16 protein-coding genes and 2 riboswitches are annotated in these 15992 nt (G+C 46.0%); of the genes, 11 read left to right on the forward strand and 5 right to left on the reverse strand.

Annotation, left to right across the window (positions count from 1 at the left end; genetic code table 11):
* Positions 1-7: 7 nt before the first annotated feature.
* Positions 8-682 (forward strand): DUF421 domain-containing protein, encoded by a 675-nt coding sequence (locus G4O42_RS06775; protein ID WP_032874689.1) that lies wholly within the window; start codon positions 8-10, stop codon positions 680-682.
* Position 683: 1 nt separating this feature from the next.
* Positions 684-854, forward strand: coding sequence for a hypothetical protein (locus G4O42_RS06780; protein ID WP_007610936.1), 171 nt, complete (start codon positions 684-686; stop codon positions 852-854).
* A 40-nt stretch (positions 855-894) separates the two neighbouring features.
* Here the strand turns inward: G4O42_RS06780 and G4O42_RS06785 are convergent, their stop codons facing one another.
* Positions 895-1917, reverse strand: a complete 1023-nt coding sequence (locus G4O42_RS06785; protein ID WP_032874691.1) for an acyltransferase family protein — start codon at positions 1915-1917, stop codon at positions 895-897.
* Between the two features lie 255 nt (positions 1918-2172).
* On the opposite strand from G4O42_RS06785, the gene G4O42_RS06790 reads away from it, so the two are divergent.
* Together G4O42_RS06790 and G4O42_RS06795 are read left to right on the forward strand one after the other, a co-directional pair.
* Entirely contained in the window at positions 2173-4392 is a 2220-nt protein-coding gene (locus tag G4O42_RS06790) for a PAS domain-containing sensor histidine kinase (RefSeq protein WP_032874693.1), read from the forward strand.
* Entirely contained in the window at positions 4389-4886 is a 498-nt protein-coding gene (locus tag G4O42_RS06795; RefSeq protein ID WP_032874695.1) for a methylated-DNA--[protein]-cysteine S-methyltransferase, read from the forward strand. Before G4O42_RS06790 ends, G4O42_RS06795 begins: the two co-directional genes overlap by 4 nt.
* A gap of 241 nt (positions 4887-5127) precedes the next feature.
* Here G4O42_RS06795 and mtnA read toward each other — a convergent pair whose 3' ends face one another.
* The 3 genes from mtnA to G4O42_RS06810 all read right to left on the reverse strand — a co-directional run bounded on the left by mtnA (position 5128) and on the right by G4O42_RS06810 (position 8516).
* On the reverse strand, positions 5128-6189 hold the full coding sequence (gene mtnA / locus G4O42_RS06800) for an S-methyl-5-thioribose-1-phosphate isomerase (RefSeq protein ID WP_007610944.1): 1062 nt from the start codon (positions 6187-6189) through the stop codon (positions 5128-5130).
* A 6-nt stretch (positions 6190-6195) separates the two neighbouring features.
* Entirely contained in the window at positions 6196-7380 is a 1185-nt protein-coding gene (gene mtnK / locus G4O42_RS06805; RefSeq protein ID WP_014417574.1) for an S-methyl-5-thioribose kinase, read from the reverse strand.
* 109 nt (positions 7381-7489) lie between these two features.
* Positions 7490-7644: riboswitch (SAM riboswitch) on the reverse strand.
* A 92-nt stretch (positions 7645-7736) separates the two neighbouring features.
* Positions 7737-8516 (reverse strand): carbon-nitrogen family hydrolase, encoded by a 780-nt coding sequence (locus tag G4O42_RS06810; RefSeq protein WP_032874697.1) that lies wholly within the window; start codon positions 8514-8516, stop codon positions 7737-7739.
* Positions 8517-8607: 91 nt separating this feature from the next.
* Here G4O42_RS06810 and G4O42_RS06815 point away from each other — a divergent pair, with 91 nt between their 5' ends.
* From G4O42_RS06815 to spo0E, 6 genes are all read left to right on the forward strand, one after another.
* Positions 8608-9804 (forward strand): pyridoxal phosphate-dependent aminotransferase, encoded by a 1197-nt coding sequence (locus tag G4O42_RS06815; protein WP_014417575.1) that lies wholly within the window; start codon positions 8608-8610, stop codon positions 9802-9804.
* Positions 9805-9840: 36 nt separating this feature from the next.
* Positions 9841-9940, forward strand: a riboswitch (SAM riboswitch).
* An 81-nt stretch (positions 9941-10021) separates the two neighbouring features.
* A complete protein-coding gene (gene mtnW, locus G4O42_RS06820; protein WP_032874699.1) occupies positions 10022-11236 on the forward strand; it encodes a 2,3-diketo-5-methylthiopentyl-1-phosphate enolase in 1215 nt (404 codons plus the stop codon).
* Positions 11233-11937 (forward strand): 2-hydroxy-3-keto-5-methylthiopentenyl-1-phosphate phosphatase, encoded by a 705-nt coding sequence (gene mtnX, locus G4O42_RS06825; protein ID WP_032874701.1) that lies wholly within the window; start codon positions 11233-11235, stop codon positions 11935-11937. The genes mtnW and mtnX overlap by 4 nt, the downstream gene beginning before the upstream one ends.
* A complete protein-coding gene (locus G4O42_RS06830; RefSeq protein WP_032874703.1) occupies positions 11895-12524 on the forward strand; it encodes a methylthioribulose 1-phosphate dehydratase in 630 nt (209 codons plus the stop codon). Before mtnX ends, G4O42_RS06830 begins: the two co-directional genes overlap by 43 nt.
* 15 nt (positions 12525-12539) lie before the next feature.
* On the forward strand, positions 12540-13076 hold the full coding sequence (locus G4O42_RS06835; RefSeq protein WP_032874705.1) for a 1,2-dihydroxy-3-keto-5-methylthiopentene dioxygenase: 537 nt from the start codon (positions 12540-12542) through the stop codon (positions 13074-13076).
* Between the two features lie 279 nt (positions 13077-13355).
* Positions 13356-13616 carry an aspartyl-phosphate phosphatase Spo0E gene (spo0E, locus tag G4O42_RS06840; RefSeq protein WP_003154690.1) on the forward strand — a complete coding sequence of 87 codons (261 nt, stop codon included), beginning with the start codon at positions 13356-13358 and terminating at the stop codon, positions 13614-13616.
* Between the two features lie 210 nt (positions 13617-13826).
* Here the strand turns inward: spo0E and G4O42_RS06845 are convergent, their stop codons facing one another.
* Positions 13827-15344, reverse strand: coding sequence for a sporulation kinase KinD (locus G4O42_RS06845; protein WP_046559543.1), 1518 nt, complete (start codon positions 15342-15344; stop codon positions 13827-13829).
* 198 nt (positions 15345-15542) lie between these two features.
* On the opposite strand from G4O42_RS06845, the gene mhqR reads away from it, so the two are divergent.
* Positions 15543-15989, forward strand: coding sequence for a MarR family transcriptional regulator MhqR (mhqR, locus tag G4O42_RS06850; RefSeq protein ID WP_003154686.1), 447 nt, complete (start codon positions 15543-15545; stop codon positions 15987-15989).
* Positions 15990-15992: the final 3 nt, after the last annotated feature.

The following is a 15992-nucleotide window of genomic DNA, read 5'->3' on the forward strand; positions in this document are numbered from 1 at the left end:
GACGTCATTGTTTGCCGTATTTTGGAAGTCGGTAATTATGATAGCGGTCGGTACCTTTTTATTGCGGATTGCCGGACGGAAATCAATCAGCCAGCTGTCGGTGACCCAGACAGTCATCATGATTTCGATCGGCTCGATTATTATTCAGCCGTTTATTGAACATAATTTATGGGAAACCATTTTCGCGGCGGCGATTTTTATTGCGGTATTAATCCTGATGGAATATTTAGAAATCAAATCAAGTTTTTTTGAGTTTTTATTTTCAGGAAAAACCGTCGCCGTTGTCAGAAACGGAAAAATCATCCCGGAAAACTTAAAAAAAATGCGTTTTACCGAAGCTCAGCTGTCAATGAGGATCAGGCAGGAAGGCCTCGGAGACATTCAAGATTTTAAATATGTGCTGCTTGAGCCGAACGGACAGATCGGCTATGAACTCATTGATGAGGCCAAAAACGTGACAGTGCGCGACTTGAAAGAAATGCTTGATGAATTCAAAACAGATTTGCTGACAGAAGGAGGAAATCAAATGAAACGCAAAGCAGCAAAGAATGAAGCTTTGACCAACAACAACACACCGACTGAGAGCATGGACAAAGATGCATACAAAACACAATATGACGGTGATCCCGGACTGAGAGGCGCAAACCGCAAATCAAAACACGGCAAACAAGGAGGCGAGTAACATGACGAAAAAAAACCGCCACAGCAAAGACATGCAAAACCATAAAAAGCCGATGGACCCTAAATTGCTTGAAGAAGAGTTTGCAAGCGAGCTCGGTGATTATAACGCCGGAAAATGGATTGAAACGCTTGAACAGACGAAGCCAAAGAAAAAAGAAGACGGCAAACAATAAAAAATACCTCTTAGGCGGCAACGCTTAAGAGGTATTTGCATTATTTCAAATAAGCACCGTTTCTTGTTCCTTTCACCGCTTCAAGCAAACCGGTTATCCGCAGCTCAATAAACGGCTGTGCGGCCGTTTTCACCGCATTGCTGGAGAGAATGGACGTAAGAGCGGCCGTTAAAATTAAGAGCATGACTAAATTCTGATAATCAGACAAGTGATCTTCAAGCCCGATCTGCCGCAGCGTTTTTATAATGAATCCATGCAGCAGATACACGTAAAACGTTCTCGTACCCCATTTCGTAAAGAAATAACGCCTTTGCGGAACGAGCGCTAAAAAGCTGAAAGTGGCGGCAAAGGCCAAAACATACCAGCCGATGCGCGACAGACCGCTCAACAGCGACACTGTGCCGAATGTAGAATAAGGCTCCGATCCGAACAGCCACGAGTAATCAAAATCAATACACCAGCATAAGAGGAAAACAATCCCCAGTACGCCCGCGGCAATCTGCCTGCCTCTTTTAGCCCGAAGCAAATCAAAGTGCTGTTTCTTTAAATAAAACCCGACGAGAAACATCGGAAGAAAGACAAACGTCCGTGAAAGACTCAGTGTGCTGCTGATAAAATCAAGATACCCGATCATGACGGCAAGCCCGCAGCTCGCCCCAAGCGCCCACATTTTCGGCAGCTTCGTAAAGGGATAAAGTAGCAGATTCCAAAAGAATAAGCTGACTAAAAACCAGAGAGACCACTGCGGATCAATCGGATTGACGCTTGCCATGCTTTCATCCTGAATCAAATAGTAAAAAACTGAGTAAATGCCCTGAAAAATCAAGTACGGAATAATCAGCTTCACAGCCAGCTTCTTCACATAACCTTTCCGCTTAAAGTTTTTTGCGAAATAGCCGGAAACCAGGATAAAGGCCGGCATATGAAAAGTATAAATGAATTTGTAGAGATGGAGCATAAACTCATTTCCGTTAATAAATGACCGGAGGATATGGCCGAACACCACCAGAAAAATCAAGATAAACTTGGCGTTGTCAAAGTAACTGTCTCGCGATTTTGTCATAGCATCACCTTCTCTTCAAAAATCATCCACTGCATGATTATTTCCTGTTGTTGTTCATTTTAAAATAAAAAATAAAAAATTGAAGGAGGACAAAAGGGATTGTTAGGATGATGTAATGGGGAGGTAAGGATCGTAGAAAAAGACTTTAACTTGTCATATCATTGAAATTTTCTGAAATGTATAGGGCGAATGAAGGAAGATGAGGTATTTTGTAGAAATATTGAAGGATAGGTTTTTGAAGAAGGAGTGTACTGAATGGCTGAAACTCTGGATTTGCAAACAAAAGAGTCGCTGAAAGAGCAGCTGAAGCGGATGAAAGAGGAAAATGACCGCCTGAAGAGTGATTTGAACCGGTATCACGTGATTATGAATAACACGCTTGATGCCATTTTTATATGCCGTAAGGAAATGAAAATCGTCCAGGCGAACGAGGCTGCGGCCCGGATGATGCAGATTGAGGCAGAGAGCCTCATTAACCGCTCCGTCCTGGATTTTTTATATTCCGTGCCTCAGGAAGAACTGAATAAGGCCGTGAAAAAGTTTTTAAAAAAAGGCCATCTGTGGAAAGAGGTGCCGATTAAGCTTGACAGCGGCGCGACGAAATACATTGAATTCCTCGCCAGAGACGGAATTGGGGAGGATTATTTTTTTGTGGTGATGAGGGATATCTCCTCTAAAAAAATATTAGAGCGCGAATTCTCCATGAACGAGCAGCTGTTTAAAGATTTGTTTGACAGGGCTGTCGACGGCATCGTGCTGTTTGATAAGGACGGCGGGTTTATTGATGCGAACCTCTCTTTTTGCAAAAGCTTTGAGATCGGCCAGAATGAATTGTCCCATCTGTCGCTCCGCCATTTTACCGACGGAGAAAACAAAAAGCATCTGAAAGAAATCTGGGAAACCCTCCGCAGAAAAGGAAACGCCAAAGGAGAACTGCCTGTCAAGCTTCGGTCCGGCGAAGAGAAGCTGTTTGAATTTACGATTACGTCCAACTTAATCAGCGGGTTCTACATGTCTATTATGAGAGACATAACAGAGAAACGGTTGATGGAATTGAAACTCTTTAAAAGCGAAGAGCGATTCCGCGAAATTTTTGAAAACGCCATGGACGCGATTGTCATTTGGTCTGATGACGGAAAGATTGCCAAAGCAAACGAATCGGCGTGCCGCATTTTCGAACTGCCGATGGATAAGCTGGTGGAGCGGAATTTATGTACGTTTATCGTTGATCCGCAGAAAAAATACAAGCAGATTAAGAAGAAATATGAAAAATACGGAGAAATCCGTGAAGAAATGCTGTTTCAGATGGCAAACGGCCAATTTAAAGAGCTTGAGTTCACATCAAAACGAACCATACTTGAAGGTCAGCATTTAACCATTTTAAGAAATGTCAGTGATCGTAAGCGGATGGAAAAAGAATTGCGGGAAAGCGAGCTGAAATTCAGAAAAGTATTCAACGGCTCAATGGACGGCAAGGTCTTATTTGACAACCAATTCCGCATTATTGACGCGAATCCTCTCGCAAGCCGTATACTCGGTATGCCGGATGAGGAGCTGAGAGCGTACACCGTTCCGGATATTCTTTCTTTATTTGATATTGAAAACGCGGGTGTTCCCGCCAGAAAGATTGATTTAGAAGGAATGGATAATGAAATCCCCTTCCTGTTAAGCAGCAGCGACAGCCGCAAACTGGAATTCTCCTTCAAAAGAAATATCATTCAAAATATGAATCTGGCCATCTTTAAAGATGTCACAGAGGCCAAAGAGCTTGAAGAGAGGCTGCGGAAATCCGACACTCTTCATGTTGTAGGGGAGCTGGCGGCGGGTATCGCCCACGAAATCAGAAACCCGATGACGGCGCTGAAAGGGTTCATTCAGCTTCTTCAAGGAAGCATTGAAGGTGAATATTCTCTGTACTTTAACGTCATTACCTCAGAATTAAAACGCATCGAGTCTATCATCACTGAATTTTTAATTTTAGCGAAACCTCAGGCGATATTATATGAAGAAAAAGACGTGACGCAGATTATGAAAGACACGGCTGATCTTTTGAATGCCCAGGCCAATCTTGTTAATGTGCAGATCCATCTGAACCTGACCGGAAACATCCCGCCGATTTACTGTGAACCGAATCAATTAAAACAGGTGTTTATCAATATTTTAAAAAACGCAATTGAAGTCATGCCGGGCGGCGGCAATATCTACGTGACCATTCAGTCTTCTGATCAAGACCACATTTTGATTTCTATTCAAGATGAAGGAACAGGCATTTCCGAAGACAAATTAAAACGTCTGGGTGAACCATTTTACACGACAAAAGACAGGGGAACGGGCCTCGGCCTCATGGTCAGTTATAAAATCATCGAAGAGCATCAGGGCCGCATTCATGTGGAAAGTGAAGAAGGGAAGGGCACGGTTTTTCATTTGACGCTTCCGGTCCGGCAGAATACGGAAGAAAGAAGGAGCGGGGAATGATCTGTTTTACAAGTGTGAAAGCGCCGTTTGGAACCGTCATCGTAACAGAGGAAGAGAGCTTTATTACCGGCCTGTTTCTCACCGGGGAAGAGTTTGAGAAATGGCGGAAAGGCGCGCCCGGCGTAAAGCCGTGCGAAACCGCTTTGCTGTCGGAGGCGAAACAGCAGCTGACAGCATATTTTTCAGGAGAAAGAAAGCAATTCTCTCTGCCTCTGAGACAAAAAGGCACACCCTTTCAGGAAAGGGTATGGAACGCGCTGACGATGATTCCTTACGGGGAATCCCGAAGCTACGGCGATATGGCTGAAGCGATCGGAAAACCGAAAGCGGTGCGCGCCATCGGACAAGCCAATAAACGAAACCGGCTGCCGATTTTGATCCCGTGCCATCGGGTAATCGGCAAAAACAGCGCCTTAACGGGATACGCTGGCACGAAGACGGATGTAAAAGCGGTGCTGCTGAACATCGAACAAATATCCTATAAAGAAAAATAAAGCGTATGGCACGTTCCGTTTTTTCACGTCCGACATATCATTTTATTAAGTGAAAAAAGTTGGTCTGATGAAAAAGGAGGACGAAGCCTGATGAAAATGAGCCGTCCGCAAAAGATAGCCGGTTATGCAGAGCTGTTTTTTAAAATGCATCTCATTACAGCCGTCCAAAAAGATGAAGTGATTACATTGTGCAGACAAAAAAACCGCTGACATTGCCTGAGGCAACATCATCAGCGGTTTTTCAGCTCAGCTGGCAGTCAGCGAATAATTGTTCAATTTCTTCCGTGTAAGAACCGGTCACAATTCCTTTCTCGGTTATAATGCCGGAAATCAGGCTGCCCGGTGTGATGTCAAAGGCCGGATTGAAGACCGGCACATCCTCGGGAGCGGTGCGTATGCCGGAGATCTGTCTGACTTCATCCGGATCTCTTTCTTCAATCGGAATCTGATCGCCGTTTTCAATCTGCAAGTCAAATGTCGAAAGCGGTGCGGCCACAAAAAACGGAATTTGAAAGGCGTTTGCCAAAATAGCGAGGCCGTACGTTCCGATTTTGTTGGCCGTATCACCGTTTTTTGCAATTCTGTCAGCGCCGACAATGACCGCAGAAATATGTTTTTCCTTCATTGTATGGGCGGCCATGCTGTCGGTAATGAGCGTGACATCAATTCCGCCCTGCATCAGCTCCCACGCCGTCAGCCGTGATCCTTGGAGAACGGGTCTTGTTTCACATGCGTAGATATGAAGGCCGAGGTCTTTTTGTTTTGCTAAGTAAAAGGGAGCAAGCGCCGTACCGTACCGGCTTGTGGCGATCGAGCCCGCATTGCAGATGGTCATGATCTGGTCGCCTTTTTTAAAAAGGTGCAGCGCATTTTGGCCGATCATACGGCATGTTTCTTCATCCTCAATCTGAATTTGAATGGCTTCATGGACGAGCGTTGTCTTCGCTTCATTGATTGAGATCGCATCCCTGATGGAATCCGTCAGTCTGTCAAGCGCCCACGCGAGGTTGACGGCAGTGGGCCTTGAACTGTTTAAATACGCTTTGACGTCGGCGAACTGACGTCGAAAATCTGAAAGGTCGCGGGCTTCAAACGACTTGGCGGAGAGCGCGAGCCCGAACGCCGCGGTTATACCGATGGCCGGGGCGCCCCTTACTTTCAGCGTGACAATCGCGTCGAATACATCTTCCTTTGTTTCAAGTTCCGCATATTCAGTGACGTCGGGAAGCTTTTGCTGATTTAAAATGCGAATGTAGGTTTCTTTCCATTCTACAGAACGGGGGATGGCAAATTCATTGGTCATGCTGCATCATTCCTTTACACGGAGCTTAAATTGGTCCAGAACCTCGGTGATATGCTTCAGTTTTTTTCTGTTTTCGATATAATAGGCGCCGATGTCAAGCGCCAGCTTCTTCCGTTCGATTCGTTTGTCAAACGGAGTGATTTCATCTAAGTCAGCCACGTGGGCGAGTCCGATCGTGCGCCGGATCAATTCGCATCCCGCAAAACCGACCGCTTCCTCAAACGCGTTTTTCAGTGTGTCTTCCAGCAGGTGTCTGCGGGAAGGCAGGCAGTCTTTCTCCCATGCTTCACTGAATGTTTTCACAAATGTATCCCATACGGCGGCAGTATGGTCATATAACGGCTGTCTGTCGTCACCGTCGCGGCTGAGGGCGTTTAAGAGCAGATTGGCGATAAATTGGCCGATGTCAAACCCGATCGGTCCGAAGAAAGCAAACTCGGGATCAATCACCTTTGTTTCATGTTCATCTGCGAAGATGCTTCCCGTGTGCAGATCGCCGTGAACCAATGTTTCCGCGGAATTCAGAAAGATGGCTTTCAATTCGTCAGCGCCTTCTTTCAGCCGGGAATTGTTCCAAACTTTTTCTGCGTATGGGCGCAGCTCCTCTTCAAAATCGTTTGTCTCATGGTCGAGAAACGGTTCTGTAAACACAAGCCTTTCTGTAATATTGCAAAGCTCAGGATTTGTAAACTGCTTTGCGAGCTGCTGCTTTACTTTCGCATCAAGCGCATAATCGGATGAGTAAAAAAGCGTTTTCCCTAAAAATTCACCGATATGAACCGATAAGTTCGGATAATGCTGCCCTTCCAGCAGCCCTTTTCTTGAAATCCGCAAATGGGAGAGGTCTTCCATTACCGTGACGGCCATCTCAGTATCGGAATAGTAAACGGCCGGAACGAGGTGCGGCACGTGTTCGCCCTGGCGGATGAGGGCGCTGCTTTCGATTCTCGCCCGGTCAATGGTAAGCGGCCAGCTTTCACCGACGACTTTCGCGTAAGGGATTGCCTGTTTAATAATCAGTCCTTTTTTGTTTTCTTTATCGTAAACATGAAAGACGTAATTTAAATTGCCGTCGCCGATTTCACGGCATGTCAGAGTGCTTTTGCTTTGGAATAAGCCGAGCTTGACGGCTAACGCGGCGGCGGAGCTTTCTGTTAATTGTTCATAAAGACTTGTTTTAGTTGCTGACATGGATTTACCCTCCAATTATGTAGTGGCAGTAAGAGATCGTGACGGAGAATACGCCCGAAAAAAAGCCTCCTTCTCTGAAAGAGAAGGAGGCTGAAACAGTGCAGTCCGCCTCTTATCTCTCAGATAACATCTGATGGAATTAGCACCGTGCCTTATGAGACAATCGTCTCGGCGCAAAAATCACGCGCCCCATTTCACAATGGAATTACGGTCGGTTGCTGTTGGGGTCAAAAGGCCAATCCCTCGCCCAACTCTCGATAAGAGAAAAATATATTGATTTGTATCACAATTCGGATTAATCAGTTGATGAAAATATTAGCAGGTGCCGGATATTCTTGTCAACATTTTTTTGGAAATTAATATAAATCACGCCGCAAGTCTTGGAAAACCGGAATAGTTCCCCGCACGTCCGCGCTTTCTGACACATCGATTTCCGCCCGGACTGCGCCTTCCGTCCGGTCTCCTTCGGCTAAAATCCGGCCCCACGGGTCAATAATCAGGCTGTGGCCGGCAAATTCATTATCGGGATTGGACCCCGTGCAGTTAGAGGCTGCGACAAAACATTGGTTTTCAATTGCTCTGGCGATAAGCAGGCTTCGCCAATGATCAAGGCGGGGCAGAGGCCATTCCGCAGAGATAAACAGGACATTCGCGCCCTGGGACGTATGCTTTCTGATCCATTCGGGGAAACGGATATCATAGCAGATCAGCCCGGCGCACTTGACACCGTCAAGCTCAAAGGAACCGTCGCTGTTTCCTGCTGCCAAGTAAAGGTGTTCATCCATCAGCTGAAACAGATGGGCTTTCTGATACCGCTTCACGATCTGTCCGCTGTTATCGGCGATGTACATGGTGTTATAGACATTTTCGCCTTCTTTAACCGCAAAAGATCCGGCAACGAGGTGTACGTTGTATGTTTTTGCCGTTTCTTTAAGCCATTGTTCCGAAACTTTGCCGTTTTCATCCGCCAGCTGGTCTAGCCGTGTGAGATCATAGCCGGTCGTCCACAACTCAGGAAGCACGATTACATCCGCATGGCGGCTTTCTTGCTTAATCAAAGATTCTGCTTTTTTAAAGTTTTCTGAAGGATTTCCGTATGAAATATCAAATTGCAAACAGGAAACGGTCCATTTCATTTTTTAACACCTCAAGTTTCTCTTTACTTTTTTTATTTAACCATATATGATGATGGACTATCATTTCAAGACATTTTTAGAAGGTGAAAATATGAACTTTGAAATCTCAGATGTACTCAAACAGCTGCCGGAACAATTTTTCGCATCATTGGTGCAAAAAGTGAATCAAAAGCTGAAAGAAGGCAGAGATGTCATCAATTTAGGGCAGGGAAACCCTGATCAGCCGACGCCTCAGCATATCGTTGAAGAAATGAAGCGCGCCGTCGAAAGGCCGGAAAATCATAAATACTCATCATTCCGGGGCGCTTACAGCTTCAAAAAAGCAGCCGCTGCATTTTATGAAAGGGAGTACGGGGTCACGCTTGATCCGGAAACGGAAGTCGCCGTGCTGTTCGGAGGCAAGGCGGGACTTGTTGAGCTTCCGCAATGTCTTTTAAACCCGGGAGATACCATTCTGGTGCCTGATCCCGGATATCCTGATTACTGGTCAGGCGTCGCCCTTGCGAAAGCGAAAATGGAAATGATGCCGCTGACAGAAGAAAGAGGGTTTCTCCCTGATTACAGCGTAATTCCTGAAAAGGTGCGGAGCGAGGCGAAGCTGCTGTATCTCAATTATCCGAATAATCCGACCGGCGCTGTGGCAACAGAGGCGTTTTTCGAGGAGACGGTCGGTTTTGCGGAACAAAACGGCATTTGTGTCGTTCATGATTTCGCGTACGGAGCCGTCGGCTTTGACGGGCATAAACCGCTGAGCTTTTTGCAGACCGAAGGCGCAAAAGAGACGGGAATCGAAATCTATACCTTGTCCAAAACGTATAATATGGCGGGCTGGCGGGTCGGATTTGCCGTCGGAAACGCTTCTGTCATCGAAGCGATCAACCTTTATCAGGATCATATGTTTGTCAGCCTGTTTCCCGCGGCGCAGCAGGCGGCGGCAGCCGCTCTTTTAGCGGATCAGGCATGCGTCGCAGCGCAAAATGACAGATATGAATCGAGACGTAATGCATGGATTGAAGCCTGCCGCGATATCGGCTGGGATGTGACGGCTCCGGCGGGCTCCTTTTTTGCATGGCTCCCTGTGCCTGACGGTTATACGTCACAGTCGTTTTCAGACCTGCTGCTCGAGAAAGCGGATGTCGCGGTCGCTGCGGGAAACGGGTTCGGAAAATGGGGGGAAGGCTATATAAGAGTCGGTCTTCTGACAAGTGAAGAAAGACTTAAAGAAGCTGCGGAACGGATCGGGAAACTGAATCTTTTCACCCGAAAAAGCATTGACATATCAGGATAACAATGCGATAATTCAAAATACTTTATAAAATCATTATTCTTATCAAGAGCAGGCAGAGGGACGAGCCCGATGAAGCCCGGCAACCGACTGATAAAGCACGGTGCTAATTCTTGCAGCAGGAGCTGAGAGATAAGATTCGGACATAACACGAAGCCTCTTTCTGCTCATACGGAAGAGGTTTTTTTATGTTTTGCGAAAGAAAGAGAGGCGTTCACGCATGAGCGAAGTATTGGCAACATATCTTCTGACAGACACAACGGACAGTGAAAAGCGGGCGGAACAGATTGCGGCGGGGCTGACGGTAGGCTCCTGGACTGAACTGCCCCTGGTGAAGCAGGAACAGCTCAGAAAACATAAAGGGCGGGTCGTAAAAGTTGAGGAGAAAGAAGGAACCTCAGAAAACGAAACACAATCCGTCATCACCATCGCCTATCCCGAGGCGAACTTTTCAAGAGATATCCCGGCCGTCCTGACGACGGTATTCGGAAAGCTGTCACTGGACGGAAAAATAAAATTGACTGATCTTGAATTTTCCGAAGGGTTTAAACGCTCCCTTCCCGGGCCGAAATTCGGTATATACGGCATCCGCAAACTGCTGGGCGAATTTGAAAGACCGCTTCTGATGAGCATATTTAAAGGCGTGATCGGACGGGATCTCGCCGACATTAAAGATCAGCTCAGACAGCAGGCGCTCGGCGGCGTGGATCTGATTAAAGATGACGAAATTTTCTTTGAAAATGAACTGGCTCCGTTTGAAACCCGCATTATCGAAGGAAAACAAGTCCTGAAGGAAACCCGGGAGGAGACGGGGCATAAAACGCTGTATGCCGTAAACCTTACGGGAAGGACCGCTGAATTGCGGGATAAAGCGAGGCGCGCGGCAGAACTCGGGGCGGACGCGCTTTTATTGAATGTGTTCGCTTACGGTTTAGATGTGATGCAGAGCCTTGCTGAAGACAGGGAAATCCCGCTTCCGATCATGGCGCATCCGGCAGTCAGCGGCGCGTTCACATCATCTCCCGTTTACGGCTTGTCGCATGCGCTTTTGCTCGGCAAGCTGAACCGCTATTGCGGCGCTGATTTCAGTTTATTTCCGTCACCTTACGGATCCGTTGCTCTTCCGAAGGAGTCCGCACTTGCAATCCATGATGAATGTGTAAAAGACGATGTCTTTCATCCGTCGTTTGCCGTCCCGTCAGCAGGCATTCACCCCGGTATGGTGCCATTATTGATGCGCGATTTCGGCATCGATTACATCATCAATGCCGGCGGAGGCATTCACGGCCATCCGAAAGGAGCCGAGGGCGGCGGAAAAGCGTTCCGCGCCGTCATTGATGCGGTGCTTGAAGCACAGCCGATTGAAGAAAAAGCCGCGTCGTGCAAAGATCTTCAGCTCGCGTTAGACAAATGGGGAAGGGTGGAAGCCGTATGACCCGCACACCGCTGATTATTTGTGATTTCGACGGAACGGTCACCATGAACGACAACATTGTCAGCATGATGAAAGAATTCGCGCCTCCTGAGTGGCTTGAAATAAAAGACGGTGTTCTGTCTAAAAGCATATCAATCCAAGAAGGAGTCGGACGGATGTTCGGACTGCTGCCGAGCAGCTTAAAAGAAGAACTGACCGGTTTTATCCTGAAGGATGCGAAAATACGGGACGGCTTTTTGGATTTTGTCTCGTTTGTCCGGTCAAACGGCCTCCCGTTTTATATCGTAAGCGGGGGAATGGACTTTTTTGTGCATCCGCTTTTGGAAGGGATCGTAGAAAAGGAGCGGATTTTCTGCAATCATGCATCCTTTGACAATGAATATATTCATATAGACTGGCCGCACGCCTGTGACGGAGAATGTACCAATCAATGCGGCTGCTGCAAACCGTCAGTCATCCGTAAGCTATCCGATCAGCAGAAATTTCTCGTTATGATCGGTGATTCGGTCACGGATGTCGAGGCTGCAAAGTTATCGGATATGTGCTTTGCGAGAGATTATCTTTTGACTGAATGCAAAGAACTCGGCCTCCGGCATCTGCCTTTTCAAGATTTTCATGAGGTGAAAACAGGCATTGAAAACATCGGGGAGGTGCAGGCATGGCTGCAAAAGAAGAACGCTGGCGCGAACTTGCCGAGGTAAAACGCGAACTGGCCGAAAGAGACTGGTTCCCGGCAACGAGCGGGAATCTTTCCATCAAAGTATCCGACGGGCCGCTGACTTTTCTCGTTACGGCGAGCGGAAAAGACAAACGAAAAGAAACAGACGAAGATTTTCTCTTAATCGATAAGAACGGGAAGCCCGCTGAGACCGGCCATTCTTTAAAACCCTCAGCGGAAACGCTTCTCCATACTTACTTATACCAAAAGACAGACGCCGGCTGCTGTCTGCATGTCCATACCGTCAATAATAATGTCATCTCAGAGCTTTACGGGGATGAAAAACAAATCACTTTTCAGGGGCAGGAGATGATTAAGGCGCTCGGATTATGGGAGGAAAACGCGTCCGTGACCGTTCCGATCATTGACAATCCGGCGCACATCCCGGCATTGGCCGAAAACTTCGCACACCATGCGGACGCCGGCGCAGGCGCGGTGTTAATCCGCAATCACGGCATTACGGCATGGGGGCGGACCGCATTTGAAGCGAAAAGGGTGCTGGAAGCCTATGAATTTTTATTCAGCTGTCACCTCAAGCTTCTGTCACTTCGTCCGCAGCTGGTAAAATAAAAGGAGGAATAGAAAATGGCGACCATCAGAATTCATGACGAAAAGAATACGCTCATTGAAAAACAGGAAGAAGTAGCGCGCTTCTTAGACGAACAAGAGGTGATCTATGAGCAGTGGAACATTGAAAAACTTCCGTCTGGGCTTTCGGAAAAATTCGATCTAACCGAAGATGAAAAAGAACGGATTCTCGCGGCGTTTGACACGGAGATTCAGGACATTTCAGCCCGGCGCGGATATCAGTCTCAGGATGTCATTTCTTTATCAGATACCACGCCGAATCTTGATGAATTATTAAAAAATTTCCAAAGAGAACATCACCACACGGATGATGAAGTCCGCTTTATCGTCAGCGGACACGGCATCTTCGTCATTCAAGGCAAAGACGGCACATTTTTCGACGTTCGTTTAAATCCGGGAGATTTGATTTCAGTTCCGGAGAACATCCGCCACTACTTTACGCTTCAGGAAGACCGCCGGGTCGTCGCAATCCGAATCTTCGTGACGACTGAGGGCTGGGTGCCGATTTACGAGAATGAAAGTGTGCAAAACTGATAGACGTCCGAACCTCTCATGCCCCCGCCGGCATGAGAGGTTTTTTATTGTAATGTAAAGTCAGCTGTGGCTGTTTTTTAAATCTTGAATATGCCGCATTCTGTTTATATCATTACCCGAATGGGTATTATTCTCGTATTCATGCAAAGATTCCAATACGAAATGAAAAAATAAGTTATTTAGTAAAAAAATGTTTACAAATAAAGTATAATCTGTAATAATGCTCAATAACCCAATCAAACTTGTTTCCTATTCTTTTAGCGGTGAGGGGTGAAGTGAATGGGCAGTTATTCTGAACAAGAAAAATTGCTTGTATCTATTGATAAAAAAAGAAAAATGATGATAGATGCGGCTAACAGGCAAGGGTTTACAGGATATGACACGATCAGGCACAGCCAGGAACTGGACTGTCTGATGAATGCGTATCAGCAGCTGGTAAACCGTGATCGCACACATCACCAAGGAATACAGGGCCTTGTGAAGAAAATAGGCTTGTTCTCCCGCGGTGACGTCATGCCTGCATATGAAGCAAACAAATGATTGATGATAAAACAGATAACGAAGACTGAATGCGCTTCCTGATCAAGCGCCGCATCCGAAAGATGACCGCGTACAGTCAGCACATTTTTCCGCTGGCACGGCTCACGAAGCGCCTCGTACTATCTGCCGGCCATGATGCCGTTCCTCTGGTATATCCTCTTACACATATTCTTCTTTAAATGAAAAACACCCCGATCCAGGGTGTTTTTTTCATCGAGAAGCGGCAGGGAGGGTAATGGTGACCTCTGTGCCCTTATCGACTTCGCTTTGAATGTCAATTGAACCGCCGTACATCAGCATGATTCGTTTACATACGACAAGGCCGAGGCCGGTGCCTTTTTCCTTTGACGTTACAAACGGAAGAAAAATGTGTTCAAGCATATCTTCAGAAATGCCCATTCCGTTGTCGGCCACCTTAATGACTGCTTTATGATCGCGGGCTTCTAAATAGATGGACAGCCGGCCGCCTTCCTGCATGGATTCCAAAGCGTTTTTCGCGACATTTAAAATCACCTGTTTAATATGGTCTTTCGTGCAGTTGACCTTGAGCGGCCGATTGACGAGAATCTCCACATTCACTTCCACATTATACAGATTCCCTTCAGAATAAATAATCGGCATAATCTCATCAAGAATATCCTGCAGCGAGTTCACTTCCAACCGTTCAGCAGTGGGTTTTCCAAGCACTAAAAACTCACTGACAATCTGATTGATCCGTTTAATCTCCTGCTCAATAATTGAGAAATACAGCTGATCTTCCTCCGATTTGTATTTTTTCTGCAAAAGCTGAATGAAGCCGCTGATCCCTGTAAGCGGGTTGCGGATTTCATGGGCGGTGCTGGCGGCAAGCGTTCCGATCAGCTCCAATTTCTGCGCTTCATTTTGAGCGCGCTCCAGCTGGGTCTTGCGCTTAAGCAGATAATATTGAACGAGAATGAACAGAATATTCAGCAGCACGGCAATACTGGACATCGGCAGCAGCACGCTTTTGGTCAGCTCATTCAGCTCAACCGGTTTCGGATAAACATTGATATTCCAATTAATATCATCCAGATAGCCGCTGACCGGTTTCACACCTTCTGATTGATCAGCCCGTCCGCTGGCAAATATCACTTTATTCTGATTGGTTGCCTTGACATAAACGTCAGGGCTCAGCATATTGATCATATTTCTCAAATAATCGACTTGTATGGCGGCTACTAAATAATCCGTGACTTCCCGTTTTGCGTCTAACACCGGCACGCAGATCGTGAAGATGCGCTGGCCTGTAATTCTGCTGGAGTAGTCATTTGTGATGACCGTTTTTTTCGTCTTTTTCGCCTTCGTAAAATACGGTCTGTCGGCCAAATTCACCTTTGATTTCAGATCAGTCGTGCTTGCGATGACATCACCTTTGGAATTCAGCATATACAGTCCGCTGAATCTGGGTTCATCCTCAAAAGCCTGATCGAGAATGTCAATGATCTTTTCTTCATTGACAGGCTTATCGACAGCGATCGCAAGTGTTGTCATCCGGGCTTTTGTTTCACCGATTAAATAATTGAGCTTATTGCGGTGAAGGTTGAGCATCATACTGGCTTCCTGTATGTGTTTATCGGCTATTTTCTGCTTTTCTTTTTCATAAATGAAAAAGCTGATAATAAGTGCCGGGATGATCACCAATATGAGATAAAGCTTGATCTTTCCCCGGGCACCTTTAAATGTATTCACTCTGCATCGCTCCAACATTACACTTGAATAGAGGTATTATATCATCTTTATACTTCTTTAATAAGAAAAAATAACCAAAATGATAGAAAAACAAATTATTTTATTAAGGTCAGACAAAAAGAAGAGAAATTTTGGAAACATTTTTGTTGACATTTTTCATTTTGTTTATTAATGTTTCTCTGTAACGGTTTCTTTTGTAAAAGGATGATTGAATGTATGACGGATAAAACAGAAAACTCATTGAAATTATTTATTGTACTGTCACGTGCGTACCGATCTATTAACGACCATATGAATAAACATATTCATAAGCACGGTCTGAACCCGACGGAATTTGCGGTGCTTGAGCTGCTGTACCACAAAGGCAACCAGCCGCTTCAGCAGATCGGCGACAAAATTTTATTAGCGAGCGGAAGTATTACATACGTTGTTGACAAATTAGAGAAAAAAGAACTTCTCATCAGAAAAGCCTCGCCGACTGACAGAAGAGTGACTTTCGCACAGATTTCTGAAAAGGGAATCCGTCTTTTGGACGATATTTTCCCTGATCATGCTGAAGAAATTAAGGAAATGATCAGTGTGCTGAGTGATGAAGAGATAGAAATGTGTACGGAAATGCTGAAAAGAGTGGGGTTAAACGCAAAACATTTTCATCAGAAATAAAAA

Source organism: Bacillus sp. LUNF1 (assembly GCF_011008975.1).
In the GTDB taxonomy this organism is placed as follows: domain Bacteria; phylum Bacillota; class Bacilli; order Bacillales; family Bacillaceae; genus Bacillus; species Bacillus velezensis.